Source organism: Streptomyces auratus (genome assembly GCF_050433025.1).
Taxonomy (GTDB): domain Bacteria; phylum Actinomycetota; class Actinomycetes; order Streptomycetales; family Streptomycetaceae; genus Streptomyces; species Streptomyces sioyaensis.
The window spans coordinates 1,501,037-1,524,525 of the sequence record NZ_JBNGCB010000001.1; the positions used below are offsets into that span (position 1 = coordinate 1,501,037).

Genomic DNA, 23,489 nt, shown 5'->3' on the forward strand with positions numbered 1-23,489 from the left:
CCCTCAGCGGTCACACATTCGACACATGCAACGAGCACCGGACGTCAGGTACGCCTCGGTCGCAGGGGTGCGGTAGCTCGTCGTGGTCATGGCGGCAAGTAAACCAGACAGCCGTGCGGGCCGATCAAGCCAGTCCGTATAGCGGACACGCCTGACCGACCCGTGGACAACGCGCTAGCGCGCGAAGGTGATCTCCACCGATCCACCCGTGGCCTGCGCGGATACCGCCGAGAGGTCGGGGACCACGACGTCGGCCGACAGCTCCTCGGCGCGGTGCGTTGTGGTCAACGCCACGGTCACCATTCCGGCCGCGCGGCCCGCCGCCAGCCCGACGGGGGCGTCCTCGAAGACCACGCAGCGGGCCGGGTCCGCCCCCAGCCGCGCGGCGGCCAGCAGGAACGGCTCCGGGTCCGGCTTGCCCCGGCTGATGTCATCGGCGGCGATCAGATTCTTGGGCCGGATCCCGGCCTGGCCCAGCCGGGCCTCGGCCAGCCGCTGCGTGGCCGAGGTGACCACGGCCCACCGCTCGGCGGGCAGGCTCTCCAGCAGGGCGAGGGTGCCGGGCAGCGCCACCACTCCCCCGGCGTCCTCGACCTCCAGCTGCTCGATCCGGGCCACCGCCTCCGGTACGAGGTCCGCGGGGAGCAGATCGGCGACTATCTCCGCGGCCGGACGGCCGTGCAGCGCGACCCGGGCGAAGTCCTCCTCGGTGACGCCGTGCTCCTTCGCCCACCGGGACCAGCAGCGGTACACGGACTCCAGGGAGGAGATGAGGGTGCCGTCATTGTCGAAAAGGAGCGCATCAGCGGTGATCTTCATACTTCAGGAGCGTACGTGCCACGGTGGGGCCGGACGCGGCCGCCCGCCCCCGGGCGATTAGCATCACTCCATGCTCCACAACCCCACGGCGCACCGGTATGCCGCCCGGAGGCCCCGGTGATCGACGCGCTGACGATCGCGGTCGCGGTGGCCGCTCTCGCCCTCGCCTCCTGGTGCGGCCTCGCCGCGTTCCGTGACCAGCCCACCAAGGACTGGCACTTCATCGGCATGGCCCTGGTGTCGCTGCTCGGCATCGTGCAACTGGTCATCGCCGTCGTGCAGTTGGCGGGCGGACACTCACCGGACCAGGGCACCGCGCTCTTCGTGGCGTATCTGCTCGGGGCGGCCGCCTGTGTCCCCGCGACCGGGTTCATGTCGCTCTCGGAGCGCACCCGCTGGGGTTCGGCCACCGCTGCCGCGGGCGCCGTGGTGCTGGCCGTACTGGAAGTGCGGCTGTTCGACATCTGGGGAGGCGGCAGTGCCTGAGACCACGGCGGCTACAGCGGCGGACGGCACCCCGGGCACCGCCCCGGCGAAGCGTTCCCTGGGCACCGGCCCGGGACGGCTGCTGGTCGCGCTCTACGGCGTCTTCACCGTGGCGGCCGCATCCCGCTCGCTCTACCAGCTCCTCGCCCAGTTCGACCGGGCGCCGCTCGCGTACAGCCTCTCGGCCCTCTCCGCGGTCGTCTACGGGTTCATCCTCTTCTCGCTGGTGCGCGGCGGTGAGGGCGCCCGCCGGGCCGCACTGGCCTGCTGTGCGCTGGAGCTGCTCGGGGTGCTCGGCATCGGCACCTGGACGCTGCTCGACCCCTCCGCGTTCCCCGACGCCACGGTCTGGTCGGACTACGGCATGGGCTATCTGTTCATCCCGGTCATCCTGCCCGTCACCGGGCTGCTGTGGCTGCGCCGGGCCCGTACGGAGCCGCCGGCCGCCGCGGTCCAGGACTGAAGGACGGGCCCGCAGCCGGGCCCGTCCCCCCGTCCCCCTGTCGTCCGCGTGTCCGGCTACGCCTGCGCGGCGAGCTCGCCCACGCCGGGTCCGGAAGGCGCCGCCACCGGGGCGACGTCCGGACGGAGTTCCTTCTCCAGCGTCACCACGCCCCTCCGGGGGCCGATCTGCTCGGTGCTCACGGGCACATAGCCGTGGCTGCGGTAGAGCCGCAGATTGCCGTCGCTGCGGTGACCGGTGAACAGCCGGAAGCGCAGGGCCGAGTGCTCCTCCGCGAGCCGCCGCTCAAGCGCGTCGAGCAGCCGTCCGCCCAGGCCGTGCCGCTGCATCCGCGGGTGCACGATGAGCTTGGCTATCCGCGCGGTGCCGTCCTCGTCGACCGTGCCGCGCACGGACCCGACCACCTCCTCGCCGAGCCTGGCGACGACGACGCAGCCCGCGCCCAGCTCGGCGCGCAGCGCGTCCAGCGTCTGGGTGAGCGGTTCGATGCCGTAGTCGTCGTACAGCGCGGCTTCCTGCTGGTAGCAGAGGTACTGGAGTTTGAGGATCTGCTCGGCGTCCTGATCGGTCGCCGCAGAGATGGTCACACTCGTGCCCATGCGCCTATGCCTCCCCTATTCGGTTCGCTGGCCCGGGCGCGCTGAGGGTGTAAGGGGTGCGCCCGGAACGATGTGCCCTGACAGACGGCTCCGCGGGGTACCCGTCGCCGTCATGGCGTGGCTGACACTGCTCCTTCCGGACTCCCCGGAATGTGGCAGCGGCAATCTCCGCCGCGAGTATTCTGCGCAGGCGTACGGGGCGAACGGAACGTCGCCGAGCTCTCCTGTGACATTCCCAACTCAGATGAGAGTGGGGTGAGCTGGTGCCGGTCCGGGTGGCCGGGCCGCCGCCGCGCCGGCGGCCCGGCGCCCGGCTCAGTGCGTGCGGAACTCCGCGGCGGCCAGCAGCGCGGTGTCGCAGTTGTCGGAGAACAGTCCGTCGAGCCCGGTGCCCAGGAGCGCCTTGAAGTAGGCGAGGGAGTCGCCGTAGGCGTTCGGGTCGGAGCCGCGGCGGAAGTTCGTCGGCAGGAAGGTGTTCTCGTTGCGGACCGTGTACGGGTGCAGCACCAGCCCGGCGGCGTGGGCGTCCTTGACGACGGAGGTGGGCGTGCCGAGCTTGCCGTCCTTGTCCCGCGGGATGATCACCGTGAGGTCCGGGCCGATGCCCTGGGCGAAGCCGGCGATCCACTTCAGGCCCTCGGGCTTGATCAGATCGGCGACCGTGCGCGGGTCGCCCGCCTCGACGAAGTCCCAGGGCCGGGTGTCAGGCGTGCCCAGCAGGACGATCTTCGGGCAGCCGACGAGCCTGCCCAGGCGCTGGAGGCTGCTGGGCTCGAAGGACTGCAGGAAGTTCGGCGAGTGCGTGCGGTGCCGGCCGTGCGCGCGCAGCGCCTTGGCCACCCGCTCCTCCAGCGGCAAGCCGAGCTTCCGGAAGTAGGTGGGGTGCTTGGTCTCGATGTGCAGCCAGACCCGGCGGCCCCGCTTGCGGCCCTCGCGTTCGGCCCACTGCAGGACCTCCTCGAAGGACGGCACCTCCCACCGGCCGTCATAGAGGGTGTTGTGCTGCCGGGTGCCCGGTATGCGCTCCTTGGCGCGCAGCGTCTTGAGCTCGGCGAGCGTGAAGTCCTCGGTGAACCAGCCGGTGAGCTTCACCCCGTCGACGGTCTTGGTGGTCTTGCGGTCCGCGAACTCGGGGTGCGCGGAGACATCGGTGGTGGCGGTGATGTCGTTCTCGTGACGGCAGACCAGGTGGCCGTCCTTGGTGGGGACCAGGTCCTGCTCGATGACGTCCGCGCCCATGTCGAGGGCGAGTTGGTAGGAGCCGAAGGTGTGCTCGGGGCGGTAGCCGCTGGCACCGCGGTGGCCGATGATCAGTGGAACCGGCAGTTCCCGGGGCGCACCGTCACGCCCTGCGGCGCTCGCCTGGCCGGCCCCGCCGAACACCGCCGCCCCCGCACCGAGGGCCGCCGCCCCCAGTACCGTCCGCCGTCCCGGCTGCTCCCGCTTGTGCATACGCACGCTCCTTGAAATGAGATGGTCTGTCGTCGTGCACGTGCTTCCGGGTGTTTTCCGGCGTGCGGTGAGGCGTGTTGCCCGCCGGCCCACGGAACCAGGCCGATCGTAAGCACGGACGGGTGATGCCGGGGAGACGGACGCGGACTTCGGGGGGAACATGGGCGGTAACACACGTCAACTGTGCGTATCGACCTTGTAAACCCGATGTGCGCGCGGGAGAGACCCGCGAGTATCGTCCTGGGCTGCAGAGTTCTGCACCTGCTCGATGTTGACCACCACGACCCGGAGGGCCCGTTGTCCCGCATTGTGCTGAAGGCGATTCTCGGATTCGTCATGCGTGTCCTGTACCGCCCGGAGGTGGAGGGCATGGAGCGCATTCCGGCGACCGGACCGGTGATCCTGGCCGGGAACCACGTCACGTTCATCGACTCGCTGTTCCTGGGCCTGCTGGTCAAGCGCCCGGTGTACTTCATCGGCAAGGACGAGTACGTCACCGGCAAGGGGCTCAAGGGCTGGCTGATGGCCTGGTTCTTCACCAGCACCGGCATGATCCCGGTGGACCGGGACGGCGGGCACGGCGGTGTCGCGGCGCTGATGACCGGCCGCCGGCTCCTGGAGGAGGGCAAGGTCTTCGGTATCTACCCCGAGGGCACCCGCTCCCCCGACGGCCGGCTCTACCGCGGCCGTACGGGCATCGCCCGCCTGACCCTGATGACCGGCGCGCCCGTCGTGCCGTTCGCGATGATCGGCACGGACAAGGTGCAGCCCGGCGGCAAGGGCCGCCCGCGCATCGCGCCGGTGACGGTGCGCTTCGGTGCGCCGCTGGACTTCTCCCGCTACGACGGCATGGACCGCGACCGCTATGTGCTGCGGGCCGTCACCGACGAGGTGATGAGCGAGGTCATGGAGCTGTCCGGCCAGGAGTACGTCGACATCTACGCCACCAAGGCCAGGGCCGCCTGACCTCTCTGCGGTGCACCGGGCCCCTTCCGTTTCCGCGGAGGGGGCCCGTTCGTGTGCGTGCCGGTCCGCGGAGGTCAGCAGGGCACCCGGAAGCCGTCGGGGCCGCGCCGGCCCTCGGCGCCGCCGGGCCGCGCCGTACGCAGCGCCGCCTCGGGCCGCGGGACCGGGCTGCCGTCGGCCTGGAGCAGCTGCTGGTGGCGGACCACGGTGCCGGTGCGGGCGCCGGGCACCCCCGCGTTCTTGACCGACACCCGGTTCAACGGGGCGGGCGCCAGCTGCTTCTTGGTGCGGACGAAGGCCACGAAGCTCTCGAAGTCACGGGTGTGCCGGACCGGTGCGGTGAATCCGGTGAAGGCGCTGAAGCCGTCCTGGTTGATGAGAGTGTAGGAGGGGGCGGCGAGGCGGTAGCGGCGGGTGAGGTCGAGGGCGGTGCCGTCGATGAAGACATCGGCCGGGTCGATCCGCCGGCCGACCGGCGCCGCGGCATCGAAGGTGTAGCGGACGTTGGCGGAGACGGCCAGCGGCGAGTAGCCGAGGCCGCCGCCGGCGGTCGGTGCCCACTGCTCCTCCAGGGCGTCGTGGAGCTGCCGGCCGGTGACGGTGACGGTCATGATCGGGTCGCCGAAGCCGACGGAGTTCCAGGCCTGCGCGAAGGTGACGGTGCCCTCGGACTCCTCGTCACGGATCAGATCGCCGGCGATCAGGGCCTGGCCGACGCGCGGTGCGACCGCGATGACGGCGAGGTCGGCGGGGGTGTTGGGGTACTGCGCGGGGTCGTCCATCGGGCCGTGCTCCTGGCGGCCCGCCCACAGTGCCCAGTCGGCCACGAGGTTGCCCATGGTGCTCTCCCCCGCGGCGTTGCGCCGCCGGGTGAAGGAGGCCGTCTGGGTGCCCAGGCGGCTGCGGGCGCGCCGGCTGGCGTAGTCCGCCCAGTAGCCGGCGATCGAGCGCAGCTCGGGGTCCGGCGTCACGTCGTGGGTGTTGGGGTGGTTGACGGCGGTGGTCAGCTCCCGGATCACCGAGCCGGTGTCGGGGTCGAGCCGCAGATTGATCTCGTTGATGAGCTGGCCGTAGCAGCCGGCCTCGACGAAGGGGCGGGGGTCGCCGTTGGGGTCGGGCAGCATCATCGTGAAGGCGCAGTGCCAGTGGCCGGTGACGATGGCGTCGATGTCCGGGGAAGCGCGCAGCGCCAGTTCGTAGGCGGGCCCGGAGGGGTTCTTGCCGCTGGAGAAGTCGCTGCCGGCCACGGCGCCGTCGTGCATGCTGAGCACGATCGCGTGGACGCCGCGTGACTTGAGCTCCGCGGCGCAGCGGTTGGCGGTCTCCAGCTCGTCCAGGGTGCGCAGTCCCGGCTGGTAGGAGCCGGGGAAGGACTCGGTGCCGATGGCGGTCAGATGGATGAAGCCGACCGGCAGCCGGCGGCCGCCGCCGGCGTCCACGTGCACGATGTTGTACGGCGGCAGCACCAGTTCGCCGTTGGAGCGCCACACCATGTTGGCGCTGTAGTAGGGGAACTCGGCGCCACGGAAGCGGCGGCCGGTGGAGTCCGTGAAGTCGTCGTCGCGGCCGACCGTCGGGTAGCCGTCGCCGTCCTCCATGTGCGAGGTGAGGAAGGTCGCGGACTTGTCGAACTCGTGGTTGCCGGCCGAGGCGAAGTCCAGGCCCATGGCGTTGAGCGCCTCGATGGTGGGCTCGTCGGCGAAGGCGGCGGCGTCGAACTCCCAGCCGGAGAAGAGGTCACCGGGGGCGAAGAAGAGGGAGTTGCGGCGGCCGTCGCGCAGCCGCTCCAGGTGGGCGCCCATGGAGGCGACGCCTCCGACGGTGTAGGTCTTCCCGCCGGCTCCGGTGATGATCGAGTGGGCGCCGGGCGCGCCCTGCAGATAGCCGTGCAGGTCGGTGATGTTGAGGAGTTGGACGTCGACGTATTCGTCGGCGGTGGCCGCGTCGCGGGCGTGGCCGGTGGCGTAGGCGTTGCTGCCGATGGCGCTCGCCGTGGCGAGAGCCCCCGCGGCGGTGAAGAAGGAGCGTCGTCCGATGTCGCGCACTGCGTCACTCTCCTGAGCGGGCCGTCCGTGAGGGGACGACGGGAGAGTCGAGCAAGCCGCTCGGGACGACCGGTCACCAGGACGCGTACCGGGCGTGAACGGGCGGGGGACAGTCGCCCCCAGGGCGTGTCCCGTGGATCATGGCGGGTGCGTGGCACCTGATCCACAGGACACGCCCTGGGGCGCGAGGGGGCCCGCCGTCCGGCGGATCGGCCGTTCGGCGAGACGGGTGTTACAGGCGTTGCACCGGGTCGCCGGCCGCCGGGCCGGGCCCGGGCTCCGGCCGGCGCCCGGCCGTGGCGAAGGCCGCGTTCCCGGCCCGGCCCGGGCCGCTGCCCAGCTGCTGGCCGCGGAGCAGGAACCAGGCGGCTCCCGCGGCGGCCAGCAGGACCACCGCCCCCACCCCGGCCGCGACGTCCACCCCGTTCACGAAGGAGTCCTGAGCGGCCTTCACCAGCGCCGCGCCCTGGTCGGCGGGGAGTTGGCCGGCCGTCTCGACGGCGCCGCCGAGCGATTCCCGGGCGGCGTCGGCAGCGGGCTCGGACACCCCGGCGGGCGTCGCGAAACCCCGGTAGATGCTGGTGACGATGGAGCCGAGGAGGGCGATGCCGAGGGCCGCGCCGAGTTCGTAGGCCGTCTCGGAGACCGCGGAGGCGGCCCCCGCCTCCTCCTTGGGCACATTGGAGAGGATCACATCGGCGGTGACGGTGAACGAGAAACCGGCACCGACACCGACGATGAAGAGGATGAAGCACAGCGCCGCGGTACCGGTGTCGGCGTGCAGGGTGGTGCAGCCGACCAGCGACAGCCCGACCACGGCGAGACCGCCGGCCACCACGATCCGTACGGACAGCTTCCGGGCGACCCAGCCGGCCGCCAGGCCCGCGCCCACCGCGCCGACCGCGGCCGGGAGTTCGACCAGCCCGGCGTTCAGCGGCGAGCGCTGCTGCACCATCTGGAGGAACTGGGAGAGGAAGAAGACCAGCCCGGAGAGCCCGAGGATGGTCAGCAGGTCCGCCAGCACCGCCCCGGAGAAGCCGCGGTGCGCGAAGAGCTTCATGTTCAGCAGCGGCGAGGGCAGGGTGAGCTGCCGGCGGACGAACCAGACCAGGGCGAGCACCCCGATGGCGGCCGCCAGGGCGATGTCCCAGCGGTAGCCCTCCACCGCCGCTTCCTTGACGGCGTAGACGACAGCGACGATGCCGACGAGGGAGAGCAGGACGCTGGGGATGTCCCAGGGCCCGGGATCCGGATTGCGTGACTCCGGGATGACCTTGGCGCCGACGGCGACCAGCAGCGCCATCACCGGCAGGTTGATCAGGAAGACCGAGCCCCACCAGAAGTGCCCCAGCAGAAAGCCGCCGAGGACCGGCCCGACGGCCATACCGGCCGAGGCCATCGCGCCCCAGATGCCGATGGCGAGGCTGCGTTCCCTGGGGTCGTGGAAGAGGTTGCGGATCAGCGCCAGGGTGGCGGGCATCAGGGTCGCACCGGCGACGCCCTGCAGGGCCCGCGCGGCGATCATCATCTCCGCGCTGGAGGCGTACGCGGCGAGCACCGACATCGCGCCGAAGCCGACCGAGCCGATCAGCAGCAGCTTCTTACGGCCGATGCGGTCGCCGAGGCTGCCCATGGACACCAGCAGACCGGCGATGACGAAGGAGTAGATGTCGCCGATCCACAGCAGCTGGGTGCCGGAGGGGCGCAGGTCTTCGCTCAGGAAGGGGGTGGCGAGGCCGAGGACCGTGGCATCGACGCCGACCAGCAGGACGGCGAGGACGAGGACGGCGAGCGCGAGCCAGCGACCCGGGCGGGGCTGGTCGTCCACATGGGCCGAACCGGCCGGTCCTGACGCTGTGGTCTCGGTCATTTCTCCATGCTCCGTCGGATGCCGCCGAGCAGCAGCTCGGCGATCGAGTGGGTGAGGTCGTTGCGGGCCACCCGTCCTTCGTGGACGGCGTAGGCGCCGGCGCCGATCAGGCCGTAGAAGGCCTCGGTGAGCCAGGCGGCGCTCAGGTCGATCCGGAAATCGCCCTCTTCCTGGCCGCGGCGGAAGAGGGCGGAGATACGGGCGTCCAGCTCCGCCCAGCCGGCGTTGATCTCGCCGTCCTCGAAGAGCTGGTTCTCGGTGAAGAGGAAGGCCAGTACGGCGGCGACCGGTTCGGCCTCGGCGATCAGCCGGCGCAGCGCCTCGGCCGCGTCCCCCTCCTCCAGCCGCGCCGCGTCCATCGCCTGCACGAACTGCGCGATCCCGTGCTCCTCCAGCGCCCGGATCAGGGCGTCCCGTCCGGCGAAGTGCCGGTGCAGGGTCGCGCGGCTGATGCCCGCGGCGCGGGCGATCTCGTCCATCGGCGTCGATGCCCGGCGCGTGAGCAACGCGGCGGCTTCTTCGAGTACCCGTTCACGATCCACTGCCATGAGACAGAAGATACCCTAATGAGACGTCAATGTCTCACATGCTTCTCGCACCGCGTACGACGACGGCCCGCCCCGGGTCTTTCCGGGGCGGGCCGCCGTCGTACGTCTGAGCCGGTTAGGGCTGCTGCAGGGGCTGCTTGGCCGCCGCCCACTCCTGCTGCTTCACCAGGTCCGTCCGCACCTCGGCGAGCTGGACCGCCACCGCCGAGGGAGCGGTGCCACCGCGGCCGCTGCGCGAGGCCAGCGCGCCCGGGACGTTCAGCACCCCCCGCACCTCCGGGGTCAGATGCGGCGAGATCTTCGCGAACTGCTCATCGGTGAGCTGGTCGAGCTCGATGCCGTGCGCCTCGCACTCCTTGACGCACTCCCCCGCGACCTCATGCGCCACCCGGAACGGCACGCCCTGCTTGACCAGCCACTCCGCGATGTCGGTGGCCAGCGAGAAGCCGGCCGGGGCCAGCTCTTCCATGCGCTCACGGTTGACGGTCAGGGTCGCCATCATGCCGGTGAACGCCGGGAGCAGCACCTCCAGTTGGTCGCAGGAGTCGAAGACCGGCTCCTTGTCCTCCTGGAGGTCGCGGTTGTATGCGAGCGGCAGCGCCTTGAGCGTGGCCATCAGGCCGGTCAGATTGCCGATGAGCCGGCCCGACTTGCCCCGCGCCAGCTCCGCGATGTCCGGGTTCTTCTTCTGCGGCATGATCGACGAGCCGGTGGAGAAGGCGTCGTGGAGGGTGACGAAGGAGAACTCCTTCGTGTTCCAGAGGATGATCTCCTCCGCGATCCGCGAGAGGTTGACCCCGATCATCGCCGTGATGAAGGCGAATTCGGCGGCGAAGTCACGCGAGGCCGTGCCGTCGATGGAGTTGCCGGCCGAGCCGTGTTCGAAGCCGAGGTCGGCGGCGACCGCCTCCGGGTCGAGGCCGAGCGAGGAGCCGGCCAGCGCGCCCGAGCCGTACGGGGAGACGGCGGTGCGGTCGTCCCACTGCCGCAGCCGCTCCGCGTCCCGGGACAGCGACTGCACATGGGCCAGGACGTGGTGGGCGAAGAGCACCGGCTGGGCGTGCTGGAGGTGGGTGCGGCCCGGCATCGCGACGTCCGGGTGGGCCTCGGCGAGGCCGACCAGCGCCTCCTGGAGGTCGGCGATCAGGCCGCCGATGATCCGGGCATGGTCGCGCAGATACATCCGGAAGAGCGTGGCGACCTGGTCGTTGCGGGACCGGCCGGCCCGCAGCTTGCCGCCGAGGTCCGGGCCGAGCCGCTCCAGCAGGCCCCGCTCCAGGGCGGTGTGGACGTCCTCGTCGGCGACGGTGCCGGTGAACGAGCCGTCCGCGACATCGGCTTCGAGCTGGTCGAGCCCGGCGAGCATCCGGCTCAGCTCGTCCTCGGTGAGCAGGCCCGCCTTGTGGAGCACACGGGCGTGCGCGCGGGAGCCGGCGATGTCGTACGGGGCCAGCCGCCAGTCGAAGTGGACCGACGCCGACAGCTGGGCCAGCGCCTCGGCGGGGCCGGCGGCGAAACGGCCGCCCCAGAGCCGGACGTCACCGCTGTTGCTGCTCACTGCTGCTCCTCAAGGCTGCTGCGACGGGCATTCCGGGACGCATCCCGGGCCCCCTGTGCCGCCTCCCCCAAGGTCTTAAAGACCAGGGGGGACCCCCACCCCACCATGAGGGCAGGGAGGCGGCGCTGTACGAAGGTAACGAGGCGGCTCAGGCGAGGTCGCGCTTGGCCGCGATCTTGCTCGACATGCCGAAGAGCTCGATGAAGCCCTTCGACAGCGACTGGTCGAAGGTGTCGCCGGTGTCGTAGGTCGCCAGGTTGAAGTCGTAGAGCGACTGGTCGGACTTCCGGCCGGTGACGACCGCGCGGCCGCCGTGCAGGGTCATCCGGATGTCGCCGCTGACCTGCTGGTTGGCCTCGTTGATGAAGCCTTCCAGGGCGCGCTTGAGCGGGGAGAACCACAGGCCGTCGTAGACCAGCTCGCCCCAGCGCTGCTCGACCTGCCGCTTGTAGCGGGCCAGTTCGCGCTCGACGGTGACGTTCTCCAGCTCCTGGTGCGCGGTGATCAGCGCGATGGCGCCGGGCGCCTCGTACACCTCGCGGGACTTGATGCCGACCAGCCGGTCCTCGACCATGTCGATCCGGCCGATGCCCTGGGCGCCGGCCCGTACGTTGAGCTGCTGGATGGCCTGGAGGACGGTGACGGGCTTGCCGTCGATGGCGACCGGGACACCCTCCTTGAAGGAGATGACGACCTCGTCGGCCTCCCGCTGGGTGGCCGGGTTCTCCGTGTACTCGTACACGTCCTCGATCGGCGCGTTCCAGATGTCCTCCAGGAAGCCGGTCTCCACGGCCCGCCCGAAGACGTTCTGGTCGATGGAGTACGGCGACTTCTTGGTGGTCGCGATCGGGAGGTTCTTCTCCTCGCAGAAGGCGATCGCCTTGTCCCGGGTCATCGCGTAGTCACGGACCGGGGCGATGCACTTCAGGTCGGGGGCGAGGGAGGAGATGCCGGCCTCGAAGCGGACCTGGTCGTTGCCCTTGCCGGTGCAGCCGTGGGCGACGGTGCTGGCGCCGTGCTTCTTGGCGGCGGCGACCAGGTGCTTGACGATGGTCGGCCGGGAGAGCGCGGAGACCAGCGGATAGCGGTCCATGTACAGCGCATTGGCCTTGATCGCCGGGAGGCAGTACTCGTCGGCGAATTCGTCCTTGGCGTCCGCGACCTCGGCCTCGACCGCGCCGCAGGCAAGCGCACGCTTGCGGATGACGTCCAGGTCCTCGCCACCCTGGCCGACGTCCACGGCAACGGCGATGACCTCGGCGCCCGTCTCCTCGGCGATCCAGCCGATACAGACGGAGGTGTCCAGGCCGCCCGAGTAGGCGAGTACGACGCGCTCGGTCACGGGTTTCTCCTTACGGTGCATTCGCTGATGGGTATAAGTATGCACTCCACCGTATGTTTCGTCAACGCGTCGATGAATATGCAGGTCAGCGGCGGGTCGACGGCGTGGCGCGAGGCCTCAGAAGCCCTCCTGGAGCACCTCGGCCAGCACGGCCGCATGACTGGAGGACGCGTCCTTCGTGGCCGTCAGCAGCGTCAGCGGCCCCTCGCCGGCGCGCGCCCGCAGCCGCTCCAGCGCCTGCCGGGCATCCTCCTGCGCCAGTTCCGCGCGATACCGCTCGGCGAAACGGTCGAACCGCTCCCCCTGATGGCCGTACCAGCGCCGCAGCTCGGTCGAGGGCGCGACGTCCTTGCACCACTCGGTGAGCCGGGCATCCTCCTTGGACAGCCCGCGCGGCCACAGCCGGTCGACCAGCACCCGCGCCCCGTCCGCCGGCTCCGGCGCCTCGTACACCCGGCGCACCCGGAGACCCTCCGTCGCGGACATTTCACCCATATCTCATCGAACCACGGGCCCGGAGCCCCCGCAGGGAGGCCGGGACGCACCCCGTGGGGCCCCGCTTTGGATTCATGGGCTGGGACAGGGTATTTTTCTTCTGCACACCCCGGCCGGGCATCTTCCGGCCGGTACGAGCACCGGGACGTGGCGCAGCTTGGTAGCGCACTTGACTGGGGGTCAAGGGGTCGCAGGTTCAAATCCTGTCGTCCCGACGGTGTTTTTGCAGGTCAGAGGCCGCTTCCGTACATCGGAGGCGGCCTTTGGCCGTTGTGGCTGCGCCGGAGGCCCGTACGCGGGAGCCTTCCCGGGGCCGCGACGGGCCCGGGAGGGCGGGGTCCGGCCGGGGCGGCGGCGGCCCGGCGGCTGTGGCAGCCGCGGGGCGGCCGGCCCCGGCCGGCGTCCCCTACGGCGCTGTCTCCGAGAGGTCGCGCTGGTGCGGGATCGTGATCTCCTCCGGCTTCTGGAGGGCCACGGTCCGGGCCGGGGAGGGGATCCGGATGCCCTCGTCCCGGTAGCGCCGGTGCAGGCGCTTGATGAACTCGTGCTTGATCCGGTACTGGTCGCTGAACTCGCCGACGCCCAGGATCACCGTGAAGCCGATCCGGGAGTCGCCGAAGGTGTGGAAGCGGACGGCCGGTTCATGGTCGGGGTCGCCCCCGTTGACGTCCTTCATCACGCTCTCGACGACCTCGGTGGTGACCCGCTCGACGTGGTCGAGGTCGCTGTCGTAACCGACGCCCACCTGCACCAGGATCGTCAACTTCTGTTCCGGGCGGGTGAAGTTGGTCATGTTGGTGCCGGACAGCTGGGCGTTGGAGATGATCACCAGGTTGTTGGAGAGCTGACGCACCACGGTGTTACGCCAGTTGACGTCGACGATATAGCCCTCCTCGCCGCTGCTGAGCCGGATGTAGTCGCCGGGTTGCACCGTCTTGGAGGCGAGGATGTGCACGCCCGCGAAGAGGTTGGCGAGGGTGTCCTGGAGGGCCAGGGCGACCGCGAGACCGCCCACGCCCAGCGCGGTCAGGAGCGGGGCGATGGAGATGCCCAGGGTCTGCAGGACGACGAGGAAACCCATCGCCAGCACGATGATGCGGGTGATGTTGGCGAAGATGGTCGCCGAACCGGCCACCCCGGACCGGGACTGGGCAAGGGACCTCACCAGCCCGGTGATCACCCGGGCCGCGGTGAGCGTGGCGACCAGGATGAGCAGCACCATCAGCGTCCGGTCGACGGTGCGTCCGACCGCCTCCGTCAGCGGCAGGGCGGCGGTCGCCGCCGCCAGCCCGCCGGCGATCGCCGCCCAGGGCACCACGGCCCGCAAGGCGTCGACGATGACGTCGTCCCCGCTCCACCGGGTGCGGAGCGCGTGTTTGCCCAGCCACCGCAGGGCCACCCGCAGCAGCAGGCCGGCCACGATGCCGGCGGCCAGCGCCGCTCCGGCGACGATCAGGTCGTGCAGTGTCACAGCGCGGTTCACCGGCCGGCTCCTCCCGCGACCGGAAGGAGCGGACGTGCTATGAGCCGGATGTGATGTCTCGTCACCATGCCACCTTGTCTCTAGGGCTGCGAAGGCGCCGGGACATCCGTGGACGTCCCGGCGCGAACTGCCATCCTGCCGTATGGGGTTCGGCAGGCCGCGGGTGGCTAGGTGGATTCCGGGCAACGGCGGCCGCACAGGGCGGGGGGGTGTGCTCCGGGTGGTGGCGGGATGCGCCCCGGGGGCGGCGGGGGCGGCGCTCAGTGCGCCTTCTGCGCCAGCCGCAGCAGGTGGTCGGCGAGGGCCTGGCCGCCCGTCGGGTCGCGGCTGATGAGCATCAGGGTGTCGTCGCCCGCGATGGTGCCGAGGATGTCGTGCAGCTCGGCCTGGTCGATGGCCGAGGCCAGGAACTGGGCGGCGCCCGGCGGGGTGCGCAGGACAACGAGGTTGGCGGAGGCCTCGGCGGAGATGAGGAGTTCGCCGGAGAGGCGGCGCATCCGCTCCTCCTTGGCCGACTCGCCCAGCGGCGCGCGCGGCTTGCGGTCGCCGCCCTCGCTGGGCACCGCGTAGATCAGCTCCCCGCCGGTGTTGCGGATCTTCACCGCGCCCAGCTCGTCCAGATCGCGCGAGAGCGTCGCCTGGGTGACGGACAGGCCGTCGTCGGCGAGCAGCTTGGCGAGCTGGCTCTGGGAGCGGACCGGCAGCCGGTTGAGAATGTCCACGATCCGGCGGTGGCGGGCGGTGCGGGTCTGCGGCACGGCCTGGCCACCGTTGTGCGACTCGTTGTCCTGCGGCTCGGTCATCGTTGTCGTCAGTCTCCGGATCGTCGTTCCCCGTCGGCCCCTTGGCGGGCCGTGCTGAGGACCGCGGGCAGCTTCCGGAGGAACTCGTCCGCTTCGTCGTCGGAGACGATCAGCGGCGGGGCGAGCCGGACGACGTCCGGCGCGACCGCGTTCACCAGGAGGCCCGCGTCCTGAGCCGCCTGCTGCACCTGTGGCGCGAGCGACTCCGTCAAGACGATACCCAGGAGCAGCCCCGCACCGCGGACCTGGCCGACCAATGGGTGCCCCAGGGCCTCGGTCCCCTCGCGCAGCCGCTCGCCGACCCGCTTGACGTGGTCGAGGATGCCGTCCTTCTCGATGGTGTCCAGGACGGCGAGGGCGCCCGCGCAGACCACCGGGTTGCCGCTGAAGGTCGAGCCGTGCGAACCGGGGGTGAGCAGGTCGGCCGCGGGGCCGAAGGCGAGGGTGGCGCCGATCGGGAGGCCGCCGCCCAGGCCCTTGGCGAGGGTGACGACGTCCGCCTCGACGCCCTGGGCCTGGGACTCCAGCCAGTGGCCGGTCCGCCCGATGCCGGTCTGGATCTCGTCGAGGACGAGCAGGGTGCCGGTGGCGGCGGTGATCTCGCGGGCGGCCCGGAGGTAGCCGGGCGGCGGCACAACCACGCCGTTCTCGCCCTGGACGGGCTCCAGGATGACGAAGGCGGTGTCGGTGGTGACGGCGGCGCGCAGGGCGTCCACGTCCCCGTACGGGACGTGGTCGACGTCGCCGGGCAGCGGGGCGAACGGGGCCTGCTTGGCGGGCTGGCCGGTGAGCGCGAGGGCGCCCATGGTCCGGCCGTGGAAGCCGCCGGCGGTGGAGACCATGTGGGTGCGCCCGGTCAGCCGGCCGATCTTGAAGGCGGCTTCGTTGGCCTCGGCGCCGGAGTTGGAGAAGTAGACCCGGCCGGGGCGGCCGGCCAGCGCGAGCAGCCGCTCGGCCAGGGCGACGGTGGGCTCGGCGACGAAGAAGTTCGAGACATGGCCGAGGGTGGCGACCTGGTCGGAGACCGCGCGGACCACCGCGGGGTGGGCATGGCCGAGCGCGTTGACCGCGATGCCGCCGAGGAAGTCGAGGTACTCCTTGCCGTCGGCGTCCCACACCCTGGCGCCCTCGCCGCGTACCAGCGGGACGCGGGGGGTGCCGAAGTTGTCCATCATGGCGCCCTGCCAGCGGCCGGTGAGAGCCGCGTTGGTCACCGGGCCGTGGCCGTGTGCCGCCTCGCTCATGTCGCCCCCTCGATCGTGTTCGCGTCCGGCACGACCATCGTGCCGATTCCTTCGTCGGTGAAGATCTCCAGCAGGATCGAGTGCTGGACCCGCCCGTCGATGACCCGGGCGGTGTGCACGCCGTTGCGGACGGCGTGCAGACAGCCCCGCATCTTGGGGACCATGCCGCTGGCCAGGTCGGGCAGCAGCTTCTCCAGTTCGGAGGCGGTGAGGCGGGAGATCACCTCGTCGCTGTCGGGCCAGTCCTCGTAGAGGCCCTCGACATCGGTGAGGACCATCAGGGTCTCGGCGCCGAGGGCCGCGGCCAGCGCGGCCGCGGCGGTGTCGGCGTTGACGTTGAAGACGCCGGAGCCCCCGGAGGCGGCGTCCTCCGCGTCGCTGCTGCGGGCGATGGAGGAGATGACCGGAATCCGGCCGTCGTCCAGCAGCGCCTGGACCGCACCGGGGTCGATCGCGGTGATCTCGCCGACCCGGCCGATGTCCACCCGCTCCCCGTCGATGTCGGCGTAGTGCTTGGTGGCGGCCATCAGATGGGCGTCCTCGCCGGTCATGCCGATGGCGAGCGGGCCGTGCTCGTTGAGCAGCCCGACCAGCTCGCGCTGCACCTGGCCGGCCAGCACCATCCGTACGACGTTCATCGCCTCGGGCGTGGTGACCCGCAGGCCGCCCTTGAACTCCGACTCCAGGCCCAGCAGGTCCAGCTGGGCACTGATCTGCGGGCCGCCGCCGTGCACGACGACGGGGCGCAGTCCGGCGTGCCGCAGGAAGACCACGTCCTGGGCGAAGGCGCGCTTGAGCTCCTCGTCGATCATGGCGTTGCCGCCGAACTTGATGACGACGGTCTTGCCGTGGTGCCGGGTCAGCCAGGGCAGCGCCTCGATCAGGGTGCGTGCCTTGGGAAGGGCGGTGTGCTTACGGGTGCTCATGCCGGGCCGGCCTCGTTTCTCCCCCACGCTTCGCGCGGGAGGTACCCCCAGGCGGGCTGTGCGGACAGCACGCGCCGGAGCCTTAGGTGCGCGCTCATGACGAGTACGCGCTGTTCTCGTGGACGTAATCGGCGGTGAGGTCGTTGGCCCAGATGACCGCGGACTCGGTGCCGGCGGCGAGGTCGGCGGTGATCCGCACCTCCCGGTAGCGCATGTCGACCAGCTCGCGGTCCTCGCCCACCGAGCCGTTCTTGCAGACCCAGACGTCGTTGATGGCGACGTTCAGCTGGTCCGGCTCGAAGACGGCGGACGTGGTGCCGATGGCCGAGAGCACCCGGCCCCAGTTGGGGTCCTCGCCGTGGATGGCGCACTTGAGGAGGTTGTTGCGGGCGATCGAGCGGCCGACCTCCACCGCGTCGTCCTCGCTGGCCGCGCCCACGACCTCGATCCGGATGTCCTTGCTGGCGCCCTCGGCGTCCCCGATCAGCTGCCGGGCGAGGTCGGCGCAGACCGTGCGCACCGCCTCGGCGAAGGCGCCGGTGTCCGGGACGATGCCGGAGGCCCCGGAGGCGAGCAGCAGCACCGTGTCGTTGGTCGACATACAGCCGTCGGAGTCGATCCGGTCGAAGGTGGTACGGGTGGCCGCGCGCAGCGCCGTGTCGAGGTCGGCCGACGGCACATCCGCGTCGGTGGTCAGCACGACGAGCATGGTGGCCAGGCCCGGGGCGAGCATGCCGGCGCCCTTGGCCATACCGCCGACGGTCCAGCCGTCCTGGGTGACGACGGCGGTCTTGTGCACGCTGTCGGTGGTCTTGATGGCGATGGCGGCCTTCTCGCCGCCGTGGGGGGTCAGTTGGGCGACCGCCTGGTCGACGCCGGGCAGCAGCTTGTCCATCGGGAGCCGCAGGCCGATCAGCCCGGTGGAGGCGACCGCGACCTCGCCGGCGCTGTGCCCGAGCGCCTCGGCCACCTTCTCCGCGGTGGCGTGGGTGTCCTGGAAGCCGAGCGGTCCCGTACAAGCGTTGGCGCCACCGGAGTTGAGGACGACGGCGGAGACCGCGCCGCCCTTGAGGACCTGCTCCGACCAGACGACCGGGGCGGCCTTGACGCGGTTGGAGGTGAAGACACCGGCGGCGGCCCGTCGCGGCCCGTTGTTCACCACCAGGGCGACGTCCGGGTTGCCGTTCTCCTTGATCCCGGCAGCGATGCCCGCCGCCGTGAATCCCTGTGCTGCCGTCACGCTCACTGCTTGTCCTCCGTCGCTTCGCCGGCCCCGCCGGTCACGCCTTGCTGTCCTGCGCCGGTCCCGGTCACGGGGCGACCCCGACCTTCGGCAGGCCCGTCTCCTCCGGGAGCCCCAGGGCGATGTTCATGCTCTGCACCGCGCCGCCCGCGGTCCCCTTGGTGAGGTTGTCGAGGGCGCTGATCGCGATGATCCGGCCGGCCGCGGCATCGAGGGTCACCTGGATCTGCGCGGTGTTGGAGCCGTACACGGAGGCGGTCGACGGCCACTGGCCCTCGGGCAGCAGCCGGACGAACGGCTCGTCGGCCAGCGCCTTCTCGTACGCGGCGCGGACGGCGGCGGCGTCCACACCGGGCTTCGCCTTCGCCGAGCAGGTGGCGAGGATGCCGCGGGACATGGGGGCCAGGGTCGGGGTGAAGGAGACGCCGATGCGCTCGCCGGCCACCGCGCTGAGGTTCTGGATCATCTCGGGGGTGTGCCGGTGGCTGCCGCCGACGCCGTACGGGCTCATCGCGCCCATGACCTCGGAGCCCAGCAGATGGGGCTTGAGTGCCTTGCCGGCGCCGGAGGTGCCGGTGGCCGCCACGATGACGGCCTCGGGCTCGGCGAGCCGGTCCGCGTAGGCGGGGAACAGCGCGAGCGAGACGGCGGTCGGGTAGCAGCCCGGGACCGCGATGCGCCGGGTCCCCTGCAGCGCGGCGCGGCCCCCGGGCAGCTCGGGGAGGCCGTACGGCCAGGTGCCCGCGTGGGCCGTGCCGTAGAACGCCTCCCAGTCCGCGGCGTCGGTGAGCCGGAAGTCGGCCCCGCAGTCGACGACGAGCACCTCGGGCCCGAGCTCCTCGGCGACCGCGGCGGACTGGCCGTGCGGCAGCGCGAGAAAGACGACATCGTGCCCGGCCAGGACCTCGGCGGAGGTCGGCGCCAGCACCCGGTCGGCCAGCGGGACCAGCTGCGGCTGCAGCGCTCCCAGGCGCTGACCCGCATTGGAGTACCCGGTCAGCGCCCCGATCTCCACCTCCGGGTGCCCCAGAAGCAGACGCAGCACTTCACCCCCCGCGTACCCGCTCGCACCGGCCACTGCTGCTCGTACCGTCATGGACCCTCCTCCTTCATGGCATGACTATACGGAAAGCGGCAGTTTTATGCAATGAGCTGGCGGCGGGACGGTCCGGGGCCTGTGACCTGAGACTTTCGGTCGGCGGATCATGATCTGAACCGTGGAGGTCAGGAGCGCGCCGAGGATTCTTGTCGCCGAGTTGCTCTCTGTTTGGCGACGGTCCGGATGTCGTGACAGAGCGGGCGCATAGGATCACCGGCATGGCACTGCGTCCGGTTCAGGTGAACATCAAGGCTCTTGATCACTCGGCGGTCGGCCGGTTCTGGGCGGAGGCGCTCGGCTGGAGTGCTTACAGCCCGGGCGTGACCACCTACACCGGGCCCGCCGGCGGCACCGTCTGGCCGGAACCGGTCGGCGTCGGCATCGACGTCGTTCCCGTTGCGGAACCCAAGGCGACGGCGAAGAACCGGGTGCACCTCGATCTCGCCACCACCTCGGCGGCCCATCAGGCGGAGTTGGTCGCGCGCCTGAAGGCTCTCGGTGCGACGCCCGCCCACGTGGGCCAGGGCGACGTGCCGTGGACGGTCCTCGCCGACCCGGAGGGCAACGAGTTCTGCGTGCTGGAGCCTCGGGAGATCTACCGGGACACCGGGCCGATCGCCGCGGTGGTGGTCGACTGTGCGGATCCGCGGGCCATGGCCCGGTTCTGGGGTGAGGCGATGGACTGGCCCCTGCGCGAGGTGACCGACGATCATGCGGCGTTGCGCTCCGCCAAGGGTGTCGGCCCGTATCTCGAGTTCCTCCGCACGCCCGACGTGAAGACCGTGCCGGACCGCGTCCATCTTGACCTGCTGCCGTACCCCGGTGACGACAAGGCGGCGGAGGTGGCCCGGCTGCGAGCCCTCGGCGCCACCGACCTCGACCTCGGCCAGGGCGACGTCCCGTGGACGTGCCTGTCCGACCCGGAGGGCCACGAGTTCTGCGTCCTCGCCCCGTCCTGACGCGGAGCCGCACGCTCGGGACGCGGCAGGTGACGGGTGCTCGCGCAGCGGGCGCTGTTTGACCTTGACACGATGTCAGGGTCTTCACTCCTTGCCGAGGAGGTGGTCTCGATGACGGTCACGAGACAGGACACGGATACGGTGCGGGCGCTTCAGGGGTTGGAGGACGGCCGTTCGTCCGTGCGGCTGCGGGCTGCTCTGGCGGTCGGCACGACGCCCGACCCACGCTTCGTCGACAAGCTCATCGAGCGATGCGCGATCGAGCCCGAGTTTCTTGTCCGCGACATGCTGACCTGGGCGCTCACCCGCCACCCGGTGTCCATGACGCTTCCCGAGCTGCTCCGCGAAGTCCGCTCGGAGCGTACGCAGGCACGGAGCCAGGCGCTGCACACGCTGTCCAAGATCGGGGACCGGCAGGCGTGGCCGGCCCTCACACGGGCGCTCCTGTGCGACGCCGACGACGAGGTGGCGCGGAGCGCCTGGCGGGCCGCGGTCGTGCTCGTGCCGGAAGGCGAGGAGTCCGCGTTGGCAACGGTGTTGGCGACGCAGCTCGGGCGCGGTGGGCGGGAGACGCAACTGAGCCTCAGCCGGGCGCTGGTCGCGCTGGGCGACGTGATGGTGCCGGCTCTGCTTGCTGCGACAACGGCCCCCGACCCGCGCATACGCACGCACGCGCGCGCCACACAACGACTGCTGCGCGACCCGGACGCCGGATTCGAGTTCGCGATCGAGGAGGCGAAGCGCGCCGTGGCCCTCGGCGGGGCCGGCCAGGAGGGACGATAGGACGTGTTGATCGGTGAGGTGGCGGGACGATCCGGGGTCAGTGCCCGCATGCTCCGGCATTACGAGTCGCTCGGTCTGGTGCGCCCTTCGGGTCGTACCGGCTCCGGCTATCGGGAGTACTCCGGGGAGGACATCCAGCGGATCTTCCATATCGAGAGCCTGCGGTCGCTGGGGCTGTCGCTGCGTGAGATCGGACGCGCGCTCGACGATCCCGGCTTCATGCCCTCGGCGCTCGTCGACGACCTCATCCGCCGGACGCGCGAACGCATCGCGGCGGAGACGGAGTTGCTCACCCGGCTGCGCCGGATCGATGCCGCGGACCCCGCCGGCTGGGAGGACGTCCTCCAGGTCGTTGCGCTCCTCCAGGCACTGGAGTCGAAGAGCGCCGACGCGCGCCAGCGCGCGGCCCTTTCCTCGGCCGACGAGGTCCCGGTGCCGGTGGAGGCCCTGGTCGAGGCCGCACTGAGCGAGACGGAGCCGAACGTCGCCGGCGCCCTTCGATGGGCGCTGGCGCGATCGAACGGCCGCGGCCCGGCACTGCTGGCGGAGGGCCTCGGCTCACCGGTGGCCGCGGTGCGGGAACGTGCCGTTCGGTCCCTCGCCGAGATGCCCGGTGGTGAGGTCACCGCGCAGCTGCGGGATGCCCTCGCGAACCCCGATGTCGTGGTCCGCGGGTATGCGGCTCTGGAGCTCGGCACACGTGGTGTGGCCGATGCGGTCCCGACGCTCCTCGACATGATCGTGGAGGGAAGGAACGACACCGATGCCGCCGATGCACTGAGCGTGCTGGCGAGCGACACCGTGACGGCGGATCAGATCGCGACCGGGCTCGTCGAGCGCCTCGCCCACGACACCACGGAAGCGCCTGCACGCGGACGGCTGACCCAGGCGCTGGCGGGCATCCCGGGGACGAGGGCGTCCCGTGCCCTCGTGGAGCTGTCGCATGACGTGGACCGTGCCGTTGCGCTGACTGCGGCGTACCTTCTTCAGCTGCGCGACGCACGGTGACGGAGCTCTCCTGGGGCGCCGCGTGGGTCGGTTCGGTCCCGGCACCCCGTATTTCAGAGGCATTTTCTTGATGACTGTGTTTTCTTGGCATGCGCCGGACCTCCTGGCAACTCACCCACCTTTCCAAGGGACACTCCCATGAACTCCGCTCACGGCCCCCGCATCGCGGTCGTCGGCGCGGGCCTCGGCGGCCTTGCCTTAGCCCGTGTCCTGCAGCTCCACGGCCGCTCCGTCACCGTCTTCGAACGTGAGGCGGCCACCGGCGCCCGCCACCAAGGCGGCAGCCTCGACATCCACGCCGCCACCGGTCAGGCCGCTCTGCGTGCGGCGGGCCTGCTCGACCGGTTCCGCGCCCTGTCGCGCCCCGAGAGCCAGGAGTGGCGCGTGCTCGACCCCGTCACCGCCACCGCCCTGCCCTTCCCGGGGCCCGTCCACGACGACGACAGCCCGGAGATCGACCGCGGCCCACTGCGCAACCTGTTCCTGGAATCCCTCGCCGAGGGCACCGTCCGGTGGGGCTGCACCGTCACCGGGGCCACCCCGCTCGGGGACGGTGCCTGGCGCCTGCTCCTCGACGACGGCACCACCGAGGACGCCGACCTGGTGGTCGGCGCCGACGGCGCCTGGTCGCGCATCCGCCCGGCCCTGTCGGACGCCACGCCCGGCTACACCGGTGTCACCTTCCTCGAGACCGGCTTCGACGACTGCGAAGCCCGCCATCCCGACCTCGCACGCAGGGTGGGCAACGGCACCCTGCTGGCGACGGCCGACGGCAAGGCCCTGCTCGCCCAACGCAACGGCAACGGCTACCTCCGCGTCTACGTCGCCTTCCGCGCCCCACGTGACTGGCAGGTGGCTGCCGGCGTGGCGCCCGACGACACGGCGGCCGTGCGCGCACATCTGCTGAAGATGTTCGACGGCTGGGACGAGAGCCTGCTCCACCTCCTGCGGCACCACGACGGCGGGTTCGTCGACCGGCCCGTGTTCGCGCTGCCCGCCCCGCACACCTGGGAACACGTCCCCGGCATCACCCTGCTGGGCGACGCCGCGCACCTGATGCCCCCCGTCGGGCTCGGTGCCAACCTCGCCATGCTCGACGGCACCGACCTCGCCCACGCCCTCCTCGCCGAATCCAGCCTCGACGACGCCGTCCGCGCCTACGAGCACCTCATGCTGCCGCGCTCGGCCCAGGCCGCCCAGGACTGCGCCGAGGCACTCGACCACCTCATTCCCCCGACGGACTCCTGAGCAAGCGCCACCACCACGCCGGCCATGAGCCCCACACTGCCGACGCCTGG

At 71.3% G+C, this 23,489-nt stretch carries 22 protein-coding genes and 1 tRNA gene; 8 read left to right on the plus strand and 15 right to left on the minus strand.

The window, feature by feature from the left end; all coding sequences use genetic code 11:
* Positions 1-174: 174 nt before the first annotated feature.
* On the minus strand, positions 175-819 hold the full coding sequence (locus BKA18_RS06355; protein ID WP_366045297.1) for an HAD family hydrolase: 645 nt from the start codon (positions 817-819) through the stop codon (positions 175-177).
* Between the two features lie 117 nt (positions 820-936).
* On the opposite strand from BKA18_RS06355, the gene BKA18_RS06360 reads away from it, so the two are divergent.
* Entirely contained in the window at positions 937-1,305 is a 369-nt protein-coding gene (locus BKA18_RS06360; RefSeq protein ID WP_366045298.1) for a hypothetical protein, read from the plus strand.
* The gene (locus tag BKA18_RS06365) at positions 1,298-1,768 is read left to right on the plus strand and encodes a hypothetical protein (protein ID WP_366045299.1); all 471 of its coding nucleotides are present in this window, start codon (positions 1,298-1,300) and stop codon (positions 1,766-1,768) included. Before BKA18_RS06360 ends, BKA18_RS06365 begins: the two co-directional genes overlap by 8 nt.
* Before the next feature lie 56 nt (positions 1,769-1,824).
* On the opposite strand, the gene BKA18_RS06370 is transcribed toward BKA18_RS06365, so the two are convergent.
* Positions 1,825-2,367, minus strand: coding sequence for a GNAT family N-acetyltransferase (locus BKA18_RS06370; RefSeq protein WP_366045300.1), 543 nt, complete (start codon positions 2,365-2,367; stop codon positions 1,825-1,827).
* A gap of 315 nt (positions 2,368-2,682) precedes the next feature.
* Positions 2,683-3,819: a glycerophosphodiester phosphodiesterase gene (locus BKA18_RS06375; protein WP_366045301.1), complete on the minus strand. Its 1,137-nt coding sequence runs from the start codon at positions 3,817-3,819 to the stop codon at positions 2,683-2,685.
* Between the two features lie 297 nt (positions 3,820-4,116).
* Between BKA18_RS06375 and BKA18_RS06380 the strand changes: the two genes are divergently transcribed.
* On the plus strand, positions 4,117-4,785 hold the full coding sequence (locus tag BKA18_RS06380) for a lysophospholipid acyltransferase family protein (protein WP_366045302.1): 669 nt from the start codon (positions 4,117-4,119) through the stop codon (positions 4,783-4,785).
* 74 nt (positions 4,786-4,859) lie between these two features.
* Here BKA18_RS06380 and BKA18_RS06385 read toward each other — a convergent pair whose 3' ends face one another.
* The 6 genes from BKA18_RS06385 to BKA18_RS06410 form a co-directional block, all read right to left on the minus strand.
* Positions 4,860-6,830 carry a bifunctional metallophosphatase/5'-nucleotidase gene (locus BKA18_RS06385; protein ID WP_366045303.1) on the minus strand — a complete coding sequence of 657 codons (1,971 nt, stop codon included), beginning with the start codon at positions 6,828-6,830 and terminating at the stop codon, positions 4,860-4,862.
* A gap of 232 nt (positions 6,831-7,062) precedes the next feature.
* A complete protein-coding gene (locus BKA18_RS06390; RefSeq protein ID WP_366045304.1) occupies positions 7,063-8,700 on the minus strand; it encodes an MFS transporter in 1,638 nt (545 codons plus the stop codon).
* The gene (locus BKA18_RS06395; RefSeq protein ID WP_159479817.1) at positions 8,697-9,248 is read right to left on the minus strand and encodes a TetR/AcrR family transcriptional regulator; all 552 of its coding nucleotides are present in this window, start codon (positions 9,246-9,248) and stop codon (positions 8,697-8,699) included. Before BKA18_RS06395 ends, BKA18_RS06390 begins: the two co-directional genes overlap by 4 nt.
* A gap of 115 nt (positions 9,249-9,363) precedes the next feature.
* Positions 9,364-10,806 (minus strand): argininosuccinate lyase, encoded by a 1,443-nt coding sequence (gene argH / locus BKA18_RS06400; protein ID WP_366045305.1) that lies wholly within the window; start codon positions 10,804-10,806, stop codon positions 9,364-9,366.
* 148 nt (positions 10,807-10,954) lie between these two features.
* Positions 10,955-12,148: an argininosuccinate synthase gene (locus BKA18_RS06405; protein WP_366045306.1), complete on the minus strand. Its 1,194-nt coding sequence runs from the start codon at positions 12,146-12,148 to the stop codon at positions 10,955-10,957.
* A 117-nt stretch (positions 12,149-12,265) separates the two neighbouring features.
* Positions 12,266-12,634: a DUF488 domain-containing protein gene (locus BKA18_RS06410; protein WP_366045307.1), complete on the minus strand. Its 369-nt coding sequence runs from the start codon at positions 12,632-12,634 to the stop codon at positions 12,266-12,268.
* A 150-nt stretch (positions 12,635-12,784) separates the two neighbouring features.
* On the opposite strand from BKA18_RS06410, the gene BKA18_RS06415 reads away from it, so the two are divergent.
* Positions 12,785-12,858, plus strand: a tRNA-Pro gene (locus BKA18_RS06415).
* 191 nt (positions 12,859-13,049) lie between these two features.
* On the opposite strand, the gene BKA18_RS06420 is transcribed toward BKA18_RS06415, so the two are convergent.
* From BKA18_RS06420 to argC, 6 genes are all read right to left on the minus strand, one after another.
* Positions 13,050-14,126, minus strand: a complete 1,077-nt coding sequence (locus tag BKA18_RS06420; RefSeq protein ID WP_366045308.1) for a mechanosensitive ion channel family protein — start codon at positions 14,124-14,126, stop codon at positions 13,050-13,052.
* Between the two features lie 260 nt (positions 14,127-14,386).
* Positions 14,387-14,929, minus strand: coding sequence for an arginine repressor (locus tag BKA18_RS06425; protein WP_006607541.1), 543 nt, complete (start codon positions 14,927-14,929; stop codon positions 14,387-14,389).
* A gap of 8 nt (positions 14,930-14,937) precedes the next feature.
* Positions 14,938-16,173 (minus strand): acetylornithine transaminase, encoded by a 1,236-nt coding sequence (locus BKA18_RS06430; protein ID WP_366045309.1) that lies wholly within the window; start codon positions 16,171-16,173, stop codon positions 14,938-14,940.
* Positions 16,170-17,099 carry an acetylglutamate kinase gene (gene argB / locus BKA18_RS06435; protein WP_006607544.1) on the minus strand — a complete coding sequence of 310 codons (930 nt, stop codon included), beginning with the start codon at positions 17,097-17,099 and terminating at the stop codon, positions 16,170-16,172. The genes BKA18_RS06430 and argB overlap by 4 nt, the downstream gene beginning before the upstream one ends.
* A 94-nt stretch (positions 17,100-17,193) precedes the next feature.
* The gene (argJ, locus tag BKA18_RS06440; RefSeq protein WP_366045310.1) at positions 17,194-18,345 is read right to left on the minus strand and encodes a bifunctional glutamate N-acetyltransferase/amino-acid acetyltransferase ArgJ; all 1,152 of its coding nucleotides are present in this window, start codon (positions 18,343-18,345) and stop codon (positions 17,194-17,196) included.
* A 64-nt stretch (positions 18,346-18,409) separates the two neighbouring features.
* The gene (gene argC, locus BKA18_RS06445) at positions 18,410-19,438 is read right to left on the minus strand and encodes an N-acetyl-gamma-glutamyl-phosphate reductase (RefSeq protein WP_366045311.1); all 1,029 of its coding nucleotides are present in this window, start codon (positions 19,436-19,438) and stop codon (positions 18,410-18,412) included.
* A gap of 221 nt (positions 19,439-19,659) precedes the next feature.
* On the opposite strand from argC, the gene BKA18_RS06450 reads away from it, so the two are divergent.
* From BKA18_RS06450 to BKA18_RS06465, 4 genes are all read left to right on the plus strand, one after another.
* Positions 19,660-20,400: a VOC family protein gene (locus tag BKA18_RS06450; RefSeq protein ID WP_366045313.1), complete on the plus strand. Its 741-nt coding sequence runs from the start codon at positions 19,660-19,662 to the stop codon at positions 20,398-20,400.
* A 111-nt stretch (positions 20,401-20,511) separates the two neighbouring features.
* Positions 20,512-21,183 (plus strand): HEAT repeat domain-containing protein, encoded by a 672-nt coding sequence (locus BKA18_RS06455; RefSeq protein ID WP_429638205.1) that lies wholly within the window; start codon positions 20,512-20,514, stop codon positions 21,181-21,183.
* A 3-nt stretch (positions 21,184-21,186) separates the two neighbouring features.
* Complete coding sequence (locus BKA18_RS06460) at positions 21,187-22,191, plus strand: MerR family transcriptional regulator (protein ID WP_366045314.1); 1,005 nt, start codon at positions 21,187-21,189, stop codon at positions 22,189-22,191.
* Between the two features lie 138 nt (positions 22,192-22,329).
* Entirely contained in the window at positions 22,330-23,439 is a 1,110-nt protein-coding gene (locus tag BKA18_RS06465) for an FAD-dependent oxidoreductase (protein WP_366045315.1), read from the plus strand.
* Positions 23,440-23,489 lie beyond the last annotated feature (50 nt).

Coding starts and splice junctions, on each gene's coding strand:
- BKA18_RS06355 (WP_366045297.1), bottom strand. CDS start 819: ATGAAGATCACCGCTGATGCGCTCCTTTTCGACAATGACGGCACCCTC.
- BKA18_RS06370 (WP_366045300.1), bottom strand. CDS start 2,367: ATGGGCACGAGTGTGACCATCTCTGCGGCGACCGATCAGGACGCCGAG.
- BKA18_RS06375 (WP_366045301.1), bottom strand. CDS start 3,819: ATGCACAAGCGGGAGCAGCCGGGACGGCGGACGGTACTGGGGGCGGCG.
- BKA18_RS06390 (WP_366045304.1), bottom strand. CDS start 8,700: ATGACCGAGACCACAGCGTCAGGACCGGCCGGTTCGGCCCATGTGGAC.
- BKA18_RS06395 (WP_159479817.1), bottom strand. CDS start 9,248: ATGGCAGTGGATCGTGAACGGGTACTCGAAGAAGCCGCCGCGTTGCTC.
- BKA18_RS06410 (WP_366045307.1), bottom strand. CDS start 12,634: ATGTCCGCGACGGAGGGTCTCCGGGTGCGCCGGGTGTACGAGGCGCCG.
- BKA18_RS06425 (WP_006607541.1), bottom strand. CDS start 14,929: ATGACCGAGCCGCAGGACAACGAGTCGCACAACGGTGGCCAGGCCGTG.
- BKA18_RS06430 (WP_366045309.1), bottom strand. CDS start 16,173: ATGAGCGAGGCGGCACACGGCCACGGCCCGGTGACCAACGCGGCTCTC.
- argB (WP_006607544.1), bottom strand. CDS start 17,099: ATGAGCACCCGTAAGCACACCGCCCTTCCCAAGGCACGCACCCTGATC.
- argC (WP_366045311.1), bottom strand. CDS start 19,438: ATGACGGTACGAGCAGCAGTGGCCGGTGCGAGCGGGTACGCGGGGGGT.
- BKA18_RS06450 (WP_366045313.1), top strand. CDS start 19,660: ATGGCACTGCGTCCGGTTCAGGTGAACATCAAGGCTCTTGATCACTCG.
- BKA18_RS06455 (WP_429638205.1), top strand. CDS start 20,512: ATGACGGTCACGAGACAGGACACGGATACGGTGCGGGCGCTTCAGGGG.
- BKA18_RS06465 (WP_366045315.1), top strand. CDS start 22,330: ATGAACTCCGCTCACGGCCCCCGCATCGCGGTCGTCGGCGCGGGCCTC.